This is a genomic window from Actinokineospora alba (assembly GCF_004362515.1).
GTDB lineage: Bacteria > Actinomycetota > Actinomycetes > Mycobacteriales > Pseudonocardiaceae > Actinokineospora > Actinokineospora alba.
Genome location: NZ_SNXU01000001.1, coordinates 2,567,045 through 2,582,023, shown reverse-complemented (window position 1 = coordinate 2,582,023; position 14,979 = coordinate 2,567,045). Strand labels below are relative to the sequence as shown.

Here is a 14,979-nt window from a genome sequence, read left to right as displayed (position 1 = left end):
GCTCAGGTGTTGAACGGCCCGGTGATCTCGTAGGTGATGCCGCCGCTGCTCGACCCGGTGGTGCCGCGCTGCGACGAGAAGTAGAGGCGCTGCCCGTTCGGGGTGAACGCCGGTCCGGTGATCTCGGAGCTGGTCTGGCCGGTGACCCGCAGGAACGGCGCCACGATGTCGCTCGGCGTGATCACGCAGATCTCCATGTTGCCGCCGTCCTCGGCGACGAACAGCTCGCCGCTGGTGGCGCGGGTGATGTTGTCGACGCCGGTCAGCGGCGCGGTGCCGACGACCAGCGAGTCGTCGTAGGCCAGGGAGATGGTGGAGTTGTTGGCGTCGTAGGCCCAGACGCGGTTGTCACCCTTGGTGGTGAACCAGCAGGTGCCGTTCGCGTAGACGCAGCCCTCGCCGCCGTTGAACCGCTTCGCGCCGGACACCTGGTTGCGGGTGGCGGTCGGGCTGCCGTCGGGGTCGGACACGACACCCCAGGTGACCGCGCCGCTGGTCTGCGAGTTGGTGCCCTTCATGACCTCCAGCGTGCCGCTGGACAGGTTGCCCCAGGTGGTCGGGCGGAAGCGGTAGAAGCAGCCGTCGCTGACGTCCTCGGTCATGTAGATGTACCCGTGGTCGGCGTCCGCGGCGCACGCCTCGTGCTTGAAGACACCCATCGCGGGCCGGACCGTGGCGGCGTTGACACCCCACGGGTCGGTCTCGTAGACCCGACCGGCGGTCACCTCCTCACAGGACAGCCAGGTGTTCCACGGCGTCGCACCACCCGCGCAGTTGACGTTGGTGTTGGAAAGCGTGCGGTAGGCGCCGGTGATCGACCCGCTGGAGTTGAACTTGATCGCCCCGACACCGCCGGTGCTGGAGACCTCGCTGTTGGAGACATAGATCCACCCGGTGCCGTCGGCGAAGACGTGCCCGCCGTCCGGGGCGGGGTGCCAGGTGTAGTTGGTGCCCGTCACCTTCTGCCCCGAACGGGCGACCACCCGGCTGGTGAACCCGGAGGGCAGCATGATCCCGTTCGCGTCCGCCGCCTGCAGGGCGCCGTACGGGCTCGGCCCAGGCTGGGCGGGAGCGGCGAAGGCGGGCGCCCAGGCAGCGCCGCCGAAGACGGTGGCGGCGCCACCGACGACGGCCGCGCGGAGGAAGTTACGACGTTCCACGGTCAGTCTCCGATCGTGTCACTGTGCGTGTCGGCACGGTTTCCGTGCGTCGAGCAAAGTAGCTGGATCGGGTGAAGTGGAGTCAACGATCGAGTGCTCCGCGGGCTAAGGGCTGAAGGACGAACGTCGCCAAGACCCCGATGGCCGCCCCTTCGTACGTCGTGTCCCGGACACCGGGAGCAGACCCTCGGAGGATGACCACCTCCTTGGAAGAGCTCGACCCGGACGTCCAGCAGCAGCTCCGCGAGCACTGGGGCGTGGACGACCTGGGATCACTGACCGAACCCGCCGACGACACCGACTACGACGCCGTCATGACGTTCTTCGAGGAACAACTCGAAGCGCTGCGCCAGGAAGCCGAAGCCGTGAACACACGCGTCGAGTACGTGCTGTCGATGATGGCGCAGTACGTCGAGGAAGGGTGACGAGATGAGCAACCCGATCGGACTGTCCGATCTGCCGCCCGAACTGCAGGCCCATCTCACGGAGTTCATGGACCCGCAGACGCTGGTGGCAGCCCTCACGACACTTCCCGCGGTTCAGGCGCGAGCCCGGGCACGCGCGAGACTCCAGCAGATCCGGGCGGCGATGCTGGCGGCGCAACAGGCAGCCTTGGCCGCACAACAGGCGGCACAGGACGCGACCGACGCCCTGATGGAGTCGGTGTACAACGAACAGTTCGGCGGCTCGGGCTGAGCCGTGCGTCGCATGTCGTCACGGTGGTGGAGACCTTCCACATCACGCGACCCGCATGCGGGACGAAGCCGATGCGTTCTTCGGCACCGGAGACCGCATCGGCGAGTACGACCCATAGCCCCGTGCGCGTGGCTGACCACCCGGAATCCGGGGTCAGGCCGGTGAGACGGCGATCGGATGAGTCCACCGGGCGAGGTGCGCGGCGATCTCCGCGTGGTCGACCGAGCCGGTGGACGCGGCGATCACCAAGTCGTAGGCATCGTCTTCCGGGGCGTCGAGGTCGAGGCCGTTGAGCCCGAGGAAGACGAACGCCGCCATCCAGGACAGACGCTTGTTTCCGTCGATCAACGCGTGGTTCCGCACGACTGATTGCAGGAGCACGGCCGCCTTCTCGTGCACGGACGCGTAGGCGTCTGCCCCATCACCCCGGTCCGCGGGCGATGGGCCGCGGACTCCAGCAGGCCGAGGTCGCGGACCTGATCGGCGTTCAGGTCCGCCGCGACCGACAGCAGTTCCTCGACGGTGAGGTAGTCGACGGTCATTTCGACAGCCGGTCCAGCAGCGAGGCGTATGCCGGGAAGCTACCGCCGGCACGGACACCTCGGCGACAGCTTTAGCTGTCGAAGCGGACCTACCGCTGGTCGCAGAACGGTTCGTCGTTCGTGGACACCTGTCGGCTCGGCAGCGGCGCTATGGGGCCGCCGCGCTCCCGCCGGGCAGCGACTCGTCGTTTCTCGTTGTCGCGCACCCGGGCCGCGTAATGGTCGACGAACACGGTGCAAACCAGGTCGCGGCGACTGCGCACCCCCGTCTTGGCGAAGATGCTCTTGAGATGCTGTTGGACGGTCACCGGGGCGATGACCAGTTCGTCGGCGATCATCGTCGTCGACCGTCCCATCAGCACCAGCCGAGTGATCTCACGTTCTCGACGAGTGAGGCCGTAGGCGGCCATCAGCACAGTGGAGATCCGCGCGCGGGTGGCGGGTTGGATGATCACACCCGCGCGGTGGCCCGCCGGCGTCGCCATCGACGTGCTGTGAAGCTCGAACCACCTACCCGTGTCCGCCCGGAGCCGGACTGGCGCCCGCCCATCCGGGTTGCCTGCCTGAGCCGCGACCGAAAGGACCGCGGCCGAGATACCGCCGAGGTCACCGGTCAACTCGCCCAACCACCGGTTCGCCTCGGCGGAAACCGATTCCACCGAGAGACCGTCGCCGAAGACCACCAGGCCGGGGGCGTCCGGCCAGTCGGGCTCCACGGCCTCCCCCAACAACAGGGCACGACGCACACCCTCAGCGAGGTGCGGGGCGAGCGAATGAAGGAAAGCGAGTTCGTCGGCGCTGAATTCCGGTTGGCCGGGAGACCTGTTGAGCCGCAGGGTTCCCCAGGCCTCGCCAGTCTTCGCGCGCAGCGCGACAGCGACCTCCTGGTCGATGCCGTGCGGTCGCAGATACTCACGGAAGACCGCGCTGCGTTCCGGGTTCGCGCCGGTCACCTCGTGCAACGTCTGGACGCCCCGCCGGTTGGCGATGACGTCGGCGGTCTTGTTCACGTCATCCGCGAAGTACTCCCACTCCAACTGGCCGCCGAGGTCGAAGAAGCATTCGCCGCTGAAGTGGATGCTCGTGATCAGCTGCGACGACGGGTCGACGGTGTTCCAGAACGGGGGTGCGCCACCGATCGGCACGGCTCGAGCCACGGTCTCACCCGCCACCTCGAAGAACGCGTGGGCATTCAGTCCCGCGCGGGCGAGCTGGCGGATCCGGACGCTCGCGTCCTCCATCGACAGTCGCGCCATCTCGGCCTCCGGATTCCGGCGCGTTAAACGGTATATACCGGCGGCCGAATTTGCCAGGTTTCTGGCATGGACGGCGGGCCTGCTCCGGATCACATTCAAAGGCATCCGCACACAGAATGGGAGCGACCGATGACTGACTCAGACGTGGTCCGAAGGTTTGTCGACACCTACAACTCGGGGGACGCCGCGGGCATCGGCCCCTTTTACGCGGAGGACGTGGTCCTCCAGGATCCGCTGACCCCCAAGCCGACCGAAGGCCGAGAGGCAGTGGTCGCGATGGGCGAGGCGTACCGGCAAGCGTTTCCCGACATGGTGTGGACCCTGACCCGGGATCCGGTCGTGGCGAGCGGAGCCATCGCCTGGGAGGTGCGTGTCGCCGGGACTATGACCGGCTCCTTGCCGGGGCCCGACGGTGACATCCCGGCTACCGGAAGGCCTTTCGCGGTGGACATGGGCGTCTTCTGGACCCTGGGCGCCGACGGTCTGATCGCCGAGGAGCACGCGTACTTCGACGCGACCGGGATGATGACCCAACTCGGGCTGGTTCCTTGATCCACGGGCTATGCGCGACGACGGGCCGCGAGCTCGGACCCAGGCACGCGATCCGAGCGCGCGATCACACGTTGAACCTGAACTCCACCACGTCGCCGTCGGCCATCACGTAGTCCTTGCCCTCGATGCGGACCTTGCCCGCCGCCTTCGCCGCCGCCATCGAGCCGGTGTCGACCAGGTCCGCGAACGAGACGACCTCGGCCTTGATGAAGCCGCGCTCGAAGTCCGTGTGGATGACGCCCGCCGCCTGGGGTGCCGTGGCGCCCTGGGGGATCGTCCACGCGCGGGCCTCTTTCGGGCCCGCCGTCAGGTAAGTCTGCAGGCCCAGGGTGTGGAAACCCGCTCGGGCCAGCGCGTTGAGGCCGGGTTCGGTCTGGCCGACCGACTCCAGCAGCTCCAAAGTGGACTCGTCGTCGAGTTCCAGCAGTTCCGCTTCGACCTTCGCGTCCAGGAACACGGCGTCGGCGGGGGCGACCAGCTTGGTCAGTTCCTCGCGGCGGGCGCTGTCCATCAGGACGCCCTCATCGGCGTTGAACACGTACAGGAACGGCTTGGTGGTGAGCAGGCTCAGCTCGCGCAGCAGTGAGATGTCCACTTCGGACTGCGCGGCGAACAGGGTGCGGCCGCTGTCGAGGATTTCCTTGGCCTTGAGCGCCGCCTCGGCCGCGGGGCGCGCCTCCTTGCGGACGCGGGCCTCCTTCTCCAGCCGCACGACCGCCTTGTCGAGGGTCTGCAGGTCGGCGAGGATCAGCTCGGTGTTGATCGTCTCGATGTCGGACAGCGGGTCGACCTTGCCGTCGACGTGCACCACATCGGGGTCGTCGAACACGCGGATGACCTGGCAGATCGCGTTGGCCTCGCGGATGTTCGCGAGGAACTTGTTGCCCAGTCCCGCGCCTTCCGACGCGCCCTTCACGATGCCCGCGATGTCGACGAACGACACCACCGCGGGCACGATGCGCTCACTGCCGAAGATCTCCGCCAGTTTCTCCAGGCGGGGGTCGGGCAGGGCGACGATGCCGACGTTGGGCTCGATGGTCGCGAACGGGTAGTTCGCGGCGAGCACGTCGTTGTTCGTCAGGGCGTTGAAAAGGGTGGACTTGCCGACGTTGGGCAGGCCGACGATCCCGAGGGTCAAACTCACGCGTGGCAGTCTACGGACCCCATTCCGGGAGATCACCGCCGCCGCCCGTGCGCCAAATAGTTACGAACGCTTCGCCCCTCTCTCAGTTACTCAGCGGTGAGTGTCGTAGGACATACGTACGCACGTCAGAGGCTATTTGTTGCGTAACAGAGCGACTACAACCCGCGATAGACGCACAGCCTGTGCAATGTGTCCAGCCTAATTGGTGAGGATTAGCCCATATGGACGCTAGTCAGAGCGGGGGGCCTCAACAACACTCCGTGAGCGCCCTGCTGTCCTCCGCTCACCGGAGTGCCAGGCGCCACCCAGCTCACCCTGCTGAGGAAGAAGGAAGTCGGATGATTCAACCCGAATGGCGACGGCGTGGCCGGATCGCCCTCGGCTTGGCGGCCGCTACAGCGGTCGTCGGCACCATGCTGGCCACTGTCCCAAGTGCCGGCGCGGCCCCGACCCCCCAGGGTCCGGCCGACGAGGCCCCCGCGGGTCTCGACAAGCACGACCAGGAGCTGCTCGCCACCGCCGAACGCGAGGGCAAGAAGTCCGTCACCGTCCTGATCGCCACCAAGAAGGGTGACGGCGCGGGCAAGGTCCACCAGCTCGAGCAGGCGGGCGTGAAGGTCGACTACCGCGCCGACGAGCTCGGGTACGTGCGGGCCGAGATCCCCACCGACCAGGTGAAGAAGGTCTCCGAGCTGTCCGGCGTGCGCGCCGTGGACCTCGAGGAGAACACTCCGCTTCCCGACCCGCGGCCGACCGGCTACGTGGACCCGACGCCGCAGCCCGCCCCCGGGCCGTCGACGCCGCTGGCGAACCCGTACATGCCGACGACGGACACCAACGCGGCCCAGTTCGTCAACGAGCACCCCACCTGGGACGGCCGCGGCACGACCGTCGCGATCGTGGACAGCGGTGTCGACCTCGACCACCCGTCGCTGAACACCACCAGCACCGGTGAGCGCAAGATCACCGACTGGGTCACCTCGACGGACCCGAAGTTCGTCAACGGCGTCAACGCCGACAATGACCCGACCTGGCTGCTGATGACCAAGAAGGTCACCGGCGCCAGCGTGGGCCTGCCCGCCGAGGCCGAGGTCCGCTACGCGGAGCTCAACGAGCGCGACTCGCGCTTCATCGGCCCGACCAGTGAGATCGCGGGCGACATCAACCGCGACGGCAACAAGGCGGGCAGCAGCGGCCTGTTCGGCGTGGCGTGGAACCCGGCCACCGGGAACGTCTGGGTCGACAGCGACCAGGACAAGTCCTTCGCCAACAACGCCGCGATGACCGACTACAAGGTCAAGTACGACATCGGCACCTTCGGCACGGACAACCCGGCCACCCCGGTGCGCGAGTCGATGAAGTTCGTCGTGCAGACCAACCCCGCCAACGAGGCCGTCAACATCGGCATCGTCTCCGGCGCGCACGGCTCGCACGTCGCGGGCATCGTCGCGGGCAACCGCCTCTTCGGCGGCACCATGAACGGCGCGGCGCCCGGCGCCAAGCTGGTCTCGCTGCGCGTCTGCCAGTTCAACACCGGCTGCACCAACACCGCGATGATCGAGTCGATGATCTACGCGGCCCGTGACGCCAAGGTCGACGTGATCAACATGTCGGTCGGCGGCCTCCCGGCGCTCAACGACGGCAACAACGCCCGCGCTGAGCTCTACGACCGCATCATCGACACCTACAACGTGCAGATGTTCATCTCCGCGGGCAACTCCGGCGCGGGCTCGAACACGGTCGGCGACCCGTCGGTCGCCTCGAAGGTGCTCTCCGTCGGCTCGTACATCACCAAGGCGACCTGGCAGAGCAACTACGGCTCCGACCTCGGTGTCGCCGAGTCGCTGCACGGCTTCTCCTCGCGCGGCCCGGCCGAGCACGGCGGTTTCAAGCCGAACATCGTCGCCCCCGGTTCGGCCATCTCCACCGTGCCGACCTGGCAGAACGGTCAGCCGGTCGCGGGCACCTATGTCCTTCCCCCCGGCTACGCGCAGTTCAACGGCACGTCGATGGCTTCCCCGCAGGCCGCCGGTTCCGCCGCGCTGCTGGTGAGCGCGGCCAAGGCCAAGGGCGTCTCGCACAAGGCCGACCAGATCCGCACCGCCTTCCAGTCGTCGGCGCGCTACCTGAGCAACCTGGGCGCCTACGAGCAGGGCACCGGCCTGATCGACACCGAGAAGGCGTGGACGGTCCTCAAGTCCAACCCGAGCCGCACGGACATCACCGCGTCCGTCCCGGTCCGCACCGCCCTGTCGCAGTTCCTCAAGACCCCGGGCGTCGGCGTCGGCATCAACGACCGTGAAGGCGTCAAGGTGGGTGACAGCTACACCCGCGAGTACACCCTCACCCGCACCACCGGCTCGGACTCCCCGGTCACCTACAAGGTGAAGTGGAACGGCAACGACGGCACGTTCTCGTCGGCGAACTCGGTCACGCTGCCCAAGAACAGCGCGGTCAAGTTCAAGGTCAACATCAAGCCGACCTCGACCGGCATGCACTCGGCGATCCTGAACCTGGACAGCCCGATGACCTCGGGCATCGAGCTGCAGACGATGAACGCCGTCGTCGCGGCCGAGCAGTTCACCGCCGAGAACAACTTCACCGTCACCAAGGGTGGCCAGCTCGGACGCAACGAGTCGAAGAGCTTCTTCTTCAACGTCGCGCCCGGCACCCCCGCCTTCAAGGTCGACCTGCAGGGCGGCGGCACCACCGCGGGCGCGGGCCAGATCCGCTTCCTGCGCTTCCACCCGTACGGCGTCGGCAGCGAGGCCAACTCGTCGCTGAGCTGCTACAACCCGCCGGTCGTCCCGGGCGGCAGCTGTGCCGCGGGCAGCCCCACCAGCCGCTCGATGGCCAACCCGCAGGCCGGTGTCTGGGAGGTCGTGGTCGAGGCCCGTCGTACGTCTGACGCCGCCTACGCCCCGTTCACCCTGACCGCGTCCGTGCTCGGCGCCTCGGTCACGCCCAACCCGGACGTGATCCCGACCGCCACCACCGGTGTGGCGATCGACCGCTCGTACACGCTGAAGAACCTCCTCGGAGGATTCAACGGCCGCGCGGCGGGCACCTCGCTGGGCAGCGCCAAGCAGGCCACGCCGAGCATCGCCAACGAGGAGGAGCAGCAGTACCCGATCACGGTCACGCCGGGATCGACCTCGCTGCGGGTCAAGATCGGCTCCACGTCCGACGCGGGCGCCGACCTCGACCTGTTCCTGCTCAACTGCACCAGCGGCACCTGCGTCGTCGCGGCCCAGTCGGCCGACGGTGACTCCGAGGAAGAGGTCCGGGTCACCAACCCGGCCGCGGGCCAGTGGGTCGCCCTCGTGCAGGGCTACGCGGTTCCCGCGGGCACGACCACGTTCAACTACCTGGACGTGTTCTCGAACCCGGCGTTCGGCGCCATCGCGGTGACCGACGCCAACGCCACCCGCGCCGCGGGTGCCGAGTGGACCGCTCCGGCGACGGTGACCGCCAACGCGGCCCCCGCCGCGGGCCGCGTGCTCCTCGGCAGCGTCGAGGTGCGCACTGACGCGAACGTCCTCGTCGGTGCCGGTGACGTGGTGGTCCAGGCCGTCTCGTAACACCTGATCGACAACGAAAGCGGGGACCTGCCGGCACGCAGGTCCCCGCTTTCGCTTTGCGTGGGGTCCACCGACGTGTCTGATTTCTGCCAGACGGGTTCCCGCCGCGCCGGCAGCATGGTGTGGTGCTGAAAGATCCCGAACAGCGGTACCGCGCCGTCGCCGCCCGCGACTCACGGTTCGACGGCCAGTTCATCCTCGCCGTCCGCACGACTGGGATCTATTGCAGGCCGTCGTGCCCGGCCTCGACACCGAAGCGGCGCAACGTCGAGTTCTTCGCCACGGCCGCCGCCGCGCAGATCGCGGGCTACCGCGCGTGCCGCCGATGTCTGCCCGACGCCGTGCCCGGCTCACCCGAGTGGAACCTGCGCGCCGACCTGGCGGGCCGCGCGATGCGGCTGATCTCCGACGGGGTCGTCGAGCGCGACGGGGTCACCGGCCTGGCCCGCAGGCTCGGCTACTCCGAGCGGCACCTGACCCGGGTCCTGACCACCGAACTCGGCGCGGGCCCGCTCGCCCTGGCCCGGGCACACCGCGCCCACTCGGCCCGGCTGCTCATCGAGACGACCACCCTGTCGGTCGCGGACATCGCTTTCGCGGCGGGCTTCGCCAGCGTCCGCCAGTTCAACGACACCATCCGAACGGTCTTCGCCACGACGCCGACGCAACTACGCATGGCAGCGAAGCGATCCGCGCGGCGATCCCAGCCCACCCCGGGCCGAGTCACCCTGCGCCTGGCCGTCCGCGAACCGTTCGACGCGGCGGGCGTGCTCGGTTTCCTTGCCGCACGGGCGGTCCCGGGCCTGGAGTCGGCTTCGGCCGACGGTTACGCCCGAACCTTGCGACTGGCCAACGGCCCCGCGACAGCGTCGATGCGTCAGGGCGCCGGACACGTGGAGTGCACCCTTCGCCTGACCGACATGCGCGACCTCGGCTCAGCAGTCTCCCGCCTGCGAAGGCTGCTCGACTTGGACGCCGATCCCCTTGCCATAGACGAAATCCTCGGCGCCGACCCGGCACTGGCCGACTCGGTGGCGCGCACCCCCGGCATCCGCGTCCCCGGCAGCGTCGACGGCGTGGAGACGGTCGTGCGAGCCCTTCTGGGCCAACAAGTCAGTATCGCCGCCGCACGCACCGCCGCGCAGCGCCTGACCGACGCCCTGGGCGAACGCCTCACGACTCCGGACGGCGACCTGACCACCCTGTTCCCCACAGCCGAAGCCATCGCCGAACACGCGGGCGAGGTCCTGGCAGGCCCCACCCGCCGCACCCAAACAATCCGCGCGGTATGCGAGGCAATCGCCACGGGCGACCTGGACCTACACGTGGGCGTCGACGCGGACACCCTGCGAACCCGGCTGCAGACGTTCACCGGAATCGGCCCATGGACGGCGGGCTACGTCTCCATGCGGCTACTGGGAGACCCGGATGTCCTGCTGCCACAAGACATAGCCCAACGCAACGGCGCGGCAGCACTGGGCCTACCCGCCACCGCCGAGGCTCTAGCCGACCACGGCCGCAGCTGGCAACCTTGGCGCTCCTACGCCGGCATGCACCTCTGGCGCGCCGCCACAGCGGCAGGAAACGCGCCATGACCCGCCGAACATCCACCTAGACCATCCAAAGTGGACAAGTTCAAAACACATAAGGGGCTCGATCCCATCCCAATCCCCTGAACGCAACGGGCCAGCACCAACTGCCTGTTTGGGTGGTTCGCCTTGATTTGGGGTGAAATGGGCCTAAACTTTCGCGGCGCGGGGCAGTTTCCCTATCCTGCCCGCTTTACCCGCGCAGGCCCATTTCCGGGGTCCCCAAATCAAGGCGAACCACCCAAACAGGCACCCCCACAAAGCCCGCCAGCAAACCAGCAAACTAAGCAGTCATCTCCAACGTAGACCCCGTACGAGACTTCCGAACCCGCAACCGAACAGGAATCCGCTGCCGCAACTCCTCCACATGCGACACCAACCCCACAACCCGCCCACCAGCCCGAAGCTCGTCCAAAATCCCCATAACGTCATCAAGCGTAGGCGCGTCAAGCATCCCAAAGCCCTCGTCAACAAACAGCGTGTCCAGCAAAGCCCCACCAGTCTCCGCGGCCACCACATCGGCAAGCCCAAGCGCCAACGACAACGAGGCCACAAAGGACTCCCCACCAGACAACGTCTTCGTGGACCGGGTCTGCCCCGAGAAGTCGTCCAGCACGTCCAGCCCCAGCCCACCCCGCTTGCCATGCGACCCAGCAGCATCGCTGTGCACGAAGCAGAACCGCCCCTGAGTCATCCGCCGCAGCCGCTCGCTCGCCGCAACCGCCACCTCAGCCAGCCGCGCTGCCAGCACATAAGACCGCAACGACATCCGACTGGTGTTCTGTCCACGCCCATTGACCACGTCGGTCAACGCGTCCAGCTCTTCGAATTCCGCACGCAGAGGCGCCAAGTCCGCCCACACCGCGCGCAGACGGTCCGCCAGCTTCGCCACTTCATCAGCCCTGCGAACAGCCGCTCGTACTGAAGCCACAGCGTTCTCAGCGTGCTCGCGCGCGGTTCGCGCCTGGGCAAGCAGCGTGGTCAGGTCGACTTCCGCGCTCGCGTCGGTGCCTGCCAAGTCGACCAAAACCCCACGGAACCTGGCTTCCTGCTGGTCCGCCTCGGCGATCTGCTGCGCCAGCTTGACGATGACGTTCTCGGCGCGGGCAGCGTCAAGGGCCTCCGTGACATCGGCGAAACCCGCCTTGGCCACCGCGTCGACCAGGATCTCGCGTTGCTCGGTCACCCGCGTTCGTGCCGTCACGGCGTGGGCGCGCGCGTCGGACAGCGCGTCGAGTGCCTGTGCCAGTTCGGCGACGTGCTGCCTGCGGTCGACCACGCTCGGGAAGGTCCCCTTGGCGATGTCGAGCCGAAGACCACGTTCCTCCACTGCGGCGACGAGCGCGGCGCGTTCGGTGCCGCGCGCCACGGTTTCCTGTTGCAGCGTGGCGATCCTGGACCGGACACGCTCGGCTTCGGATTCCAGGTCGAGCAGCGTCCGGCTGATCCGGTCATGGCGGCCCGCCGACGCAACGGCCTTGTCCAGCTCAGTCCCGGCGCGGGTGTCGTCGGCTTCCGGGTCGGCCCAGCCGGTGAGGCGTTCGCGCAGTCCATCGACGACGTGCTGGGCCTGCTTGAACGCGGCGGCGGCCTTCTCCCGAGCCTTCAGCCTGCGCTGTTCCTCGGCCTGCGCGGCCCGCTCATCGTCCGCGGTGACCAGCGGGCCGACCGCGTGGGCGGGCGTTGGGTGCTCCGCCGATCCGCACACCGGGCACGACTCCCCCGGCGTCAAGCCCGCGGCGAGTTCGGCGGCCATTCCGTCGAGCCTGCGCTGCCGCAGGTCAAGCAGGTGCTCGCGGGCGTTCTGGTGGGCTTCGACAGCCTTGGCGTTCGCTTCGGCTGCCGCTGCCAAGTCCGATTCCGCCGTGGGCAAGGCTTTCGCGTGCCGGACCGCGGTGGCGGTCTCCTCCCGACGCGCCCTGAGCCCGTCGAGGGACGCGCGGGCCGCGGCCGCTTCGGCCAACTGCTCCCGGGTCTCGTTGATCTGCGCGGGCATTTCGGCGATTCGGGTCGCCAGGTCCGCGGATTCGCGTTCGGCGGCATCGAGCAGCTCTTCCAGTTCGGCGACTCGCGCCTGGTCCTGGCGCTGCCGGTCGGACTCCTCGACCAAGCCCGCCAGAGCGCCCGCCTCCTCACGGAGAGCCGTCGCGTCGGCGCGGGCGTCGGTGCCCGTGTAGCCGAGTTCCTCAGCCACACCAACGTATCGACGTTCCGAGCGCTCGGCCGCGGCCGCCGCGTTCACGGCCCGGCGCAGCTCATCGGCGACGGCCACGACCGGCACCGCGCGGCGGGCAGCGGCCAGCTCGGACCGCCAGGCCGCGCGGTCGTCGCGGGCCAGCTCGGCCAGCGCGTCGGTCGCTTCCCGGACCTGGCGTACCCGCTCGGCCGCGGCGCGTCCCTCGTCGAGTGCCGCCTCCGCGGCCTCGCGTCGCTCATTGGCTTCCTGTTGCGCCGCAAGGGCTTCATCGGTGGCCGTCGTGAGCGCCGCGGTGAGCCCTGCGAGCCACTCCTCGTTCGGCTCCTCGGGCTCGTCGCCCGATTCCTGGGCGATGCGGGCGACAAGCGCGTCCACCGACACGCTCGCGGCGTCCAGCTCACGGCGGCGCTGAGCGCGGTGGTCCTTGAACCAGTCCTCGACGCGCTGGAAGTGCTCGGTGCCGAACAGCTTCTCCAGGAGCTTCTCGCGCTCGCCGGTGTCGGCGCGCAGGAACGTCGCGAAGTCGTTCTGCGGCAACAGGACGACCTGGAAGAACTGCTCCTTGGTCATTCCCAGCAAGCCCTGGACCGTGCGCGCGACCTCGTCGATCCGGGACACGCCTTCGGCCGGGTAGCCGCTCGGCGAGGCGAACACCCAGGTCAGCACGGCCCGTGCCTGCTGCTTGGTCATCCCGCCGCCGCGCCGCTTGGGCCGCAGGTACTCGGGGCTGCGCACGATGCGCATCCGGTGGGACTGCACGGTCAGCTCGAGCACGACCTCGGTGTGCACGTCCGGGTCCGCGTTGTCGCAGCGCAGGCGCTTGGCCTGGTCGCGAACACCTGGGACAGCGCCGAAAAGCGCGAACGCGACCGCGTCGAGCAGCGTCGTCTTGCCCGCGCCTGTGTCGCCGTGGAGCAGGAACAGGCCGTCGGCGCCGAGCACGTCGAAGTCGACGACCTCATGGCCGGGGTAGGGGCCGAACGCGGTGACTTCCAGCCGGTGCAGCCTCACTCCGGCTCCTTCCCGGCGACGGCGGCCAGCGCCTCGCGCAGCAGTCCGCGCTCGGTCTCGGTGGGCTCGGCGCCTCTGGTGTCGGTGACGAAGCAGCAGGCGACTTCGGCGTCGTCGCGGCGCTGCGAAAGCTCCGGGTAGCGCTGGGGCCGCTGGTGGCCGCCCGCGGGCCGCCACTCGAGGTGCACGGCGTGCGGGAAGCGGGCCTGCAGCCTGCGCATGGCGTCGACGGGGCGGACCCGGTCGGTGAGTTCGACGGAGAGGAACTTGTCCTCGTGGACGTCGTTCGCCGGGTCCACCAGGACCTCGGTCAGCTCGCCGCTGATCACGGCCAGCTCGCGCGGGACCGGCAGCGTGCGGCGCTCGACGTCGGCGAGGCCGCTGGAATGCAGGTCGACCAGCCAGACGGACTTGTGGTGCCGCGCCTCGGAGAACGAGTACGCCATGGGGCTGCCGGAGTAGCGCAGATGGTTCGCAAGCGTTTGCGGGCCGTGCAGGTGGCCGAGGGCGGCATAGTCGACGCCGGTGAACACGCCGCCCGGCACGTGCGGGACGCCGCCGACCGCGATCGTCCGCTCGGAGTCGCTGACCTCGCCACCGGTGACAAAGGCATGCGCGAGGACCACGGAACGCGTCCCCGGCCGCCGCCCGAGATCGTCGCGGACCCGGCGCATCGCCTCGCCGAGGACGTCGGCGTGGGTGCGCAGCTCCGGCAGCCCGAGGCCTTGGCGGGCGACTTCCGGTTCCAGGTAGGGGATTCCGTAGAACGCGACCGGGCCATGGTGGTCGTCGATCACCACCGGCCGGTCGAGATCGGAGACCGCGGTGCGGAGGTAGAGCCCGCCCGCCGCCGCGAACTCGCCGAACGCGCCGAGCCGGGGCCCGGAGTCGTGGTTGCCCGGGGTGACGACGATGCGCGCGCCCGCGTCGGCGATCCGGCGCAGGGCGCGACCGCAGACGCCGACGGCTTCGGCGGAGGGGACGGCGCGGTCGTAGAGGTCGCCGGACACCACGACCACGTCGACCCGGTCGTTCGTCACGATGTCGGCCAGGCCGGTGAGCACCGTCTCCTGCTCGGCGAGCAGGTCTCGGCCGTGGAATGTGCGGCCCACATGCCAGTCGGAGGTGTGCAGCACCCGCATGCCAGCCAAGGTAGAGCCCCGATGCCCCCGATCGGGGGAGCCACGCCGGTCGAACGCTCGTTCGACGCTGGTTCTGTCGGTGGTATGAGGTAAAGATCTTCCTGCACGC

General features: G+C 68.9%; 10 protein-coding genes and 1 pseudogene. 5 read left to right on the top strand and 6 right to left on the bottom strand.

Annotated features, from left to right (window positions below):
• Window positions 1-2: 2 nt before the first annotated feature.
• Window positions 3-1,160 (bottom strand): alkaline phosphatase PhoX, encoded by a 1,158-nt coding sequence (locus C8E96_RS12300; protein ID WP_091378478.1) that lies wholly within the window; start codon window positions 1,158-1,160, stop codon window positions 3-5.
• Between the two features lie 194 nt (window positions 1,161-1,354).
• On the opposite strand from C8E96_RS12300, the gene C8E96_RS12295 reads away from it, so the two are divergent.
• A complete protein-coding gene (locus C8E96_RS12295; RefSeq protein ID WP_091378482.1) occupies window positions 1,355-1,585 on the top strand; it encodes a hypothetical protein in 231 nt (76 codons plus the stop codon).
• A gap of 4 nt (window positions 1,586-1,589) precedes the next feature.
• The gene (locus tag C8E96_RS12290) at window positions 1,590-1,856 is read left to right on the top strand and encodes a hypothetical protein (RefSeq protein WP_091378484.1); all 267 of its coding nucleotides are present in this window, start codon (window positions 1,590-1,592) and stop codon (window positions 1,854-1,856) included.
• 153 nt (window positions 1,857-2,009) lie between these two features.
• On the opposite strand, the pseudogene C8E96_RS12285 reads toward C8E96_RS12290, so the two are convergent.
• Both C8E96_RS12285 and C8E96_RS12280 read right to left on the bottom strand, forming a co-directional pair.
• Window positions 2,010-2,398 (bottom strand): annotated as a pseudogene (locus tag C8E96_RS12285) (type II toxin-antitoxin system death-on-curing family toxin).
• An 89-nt stretch (window positions 2,399-2,487) separates the two neighbouring features.
• Window positions 2,488-3,654: a helix-turn-helix transcriptional regulator gene (locus C8E96_RS12280; RefSeq protein WP_166657959.1), complete on the bottom strand. Its 1,167-nt coding sequence runs from the start codon at window positions 3,652-3,654 to the stop codon at window positions 2,488-2,490.
• 129 nt (window positions 3,655-3,783) lie between these two features.
• On the opposite strand from C8E96_RS12280, the gene C8E96_RS12275 reads away from it, so the two are divergent.
• On the top strand, window positions 3,784-4,206 hold the full coding sequence (locus tag C8E96_RS12275) for an ester cyclase (protein ID WP_166657958.1): 423 nt from the start codon (window positions 3,784-3,786) through the stop codon (window positions 4,204-4,206).
• A 64-nt stretch (window positions 4,207-4,270) separates the two neighbouring features.
• On the opposite strand, the gene ychF is transcribed toward C8E96_RS12275, so the two are convergent.
• Window positions 4,271-5,350, bottom strand: coding sequence for a redox-regulated ATPase YchF (gene ychF / locus C8E96_RS12270; RefSeq protein WP_091378490.1), 1,080 nt, complete (start codon window positions 5,348-5,350; stop codon window positions 4,271-4,273).
• Between the two features lie 338 nt (window positions 5,351-5,688).
• On the opposite strand from ychF, the gene C8E96_RS12265 reads away from it, so the two are divergent.
• A complete protein-coding gene (locus C8E96_RS12265; protein ID WP_091378493.1) occupies window positions 5,689-8,931 on the top strand; it encodes a S8 family serine peptidase in 3,243 nt (1,080 codons plus the stop codon).
• A gap of 125 nt (window positions 8,932-9,056) precedes the next feature.
• Window positions 9,057-10,526: an AlkA N-terminal domain-containing protein gene (locus tag C8E96_RS12260; RefSeq protein WP_091379421.1), complete on the top strand. Its 1,470-nt coding sequence runs from the start codon at window positions 9,057-9,059 to the stop codon at window positions 10,524-10,526.
• 277 nt (window positions 10,527-10,803) lie between these two features.
• Here C8E96_RS12260 and C8E96_RS12255 read toward each other — a convergent pair whose 3' ends face one another.
• Entirely contained in the window at window positions 10,804-13,728 is a 2,925-nt protein-coding gene (locus C8E96_RS12255) for an AAA family ATPase (RefSeq protein WP_091378496.1), read from the bottom strand.
• The gene (locus C8E96_RS12250) at window positions 13,725-14,870 is read right to left on the bottom strand and encodes an exonuclease SbcCD subunit D (RefSeq protein WP_091378500.1); all 1,146 of its coding nucleotides are present in this window, start codon (window positions 14,868-14,870) and stop codon (window positions 13,725-13,727) included. Before C8E96_RS12250 ends, C8E96_RS12255 begins: the two co-directional genes overlap by 4 nt.
• Between the last annotated feature and the right edge of the window lie 109 nt (window positions 14,871-14,979).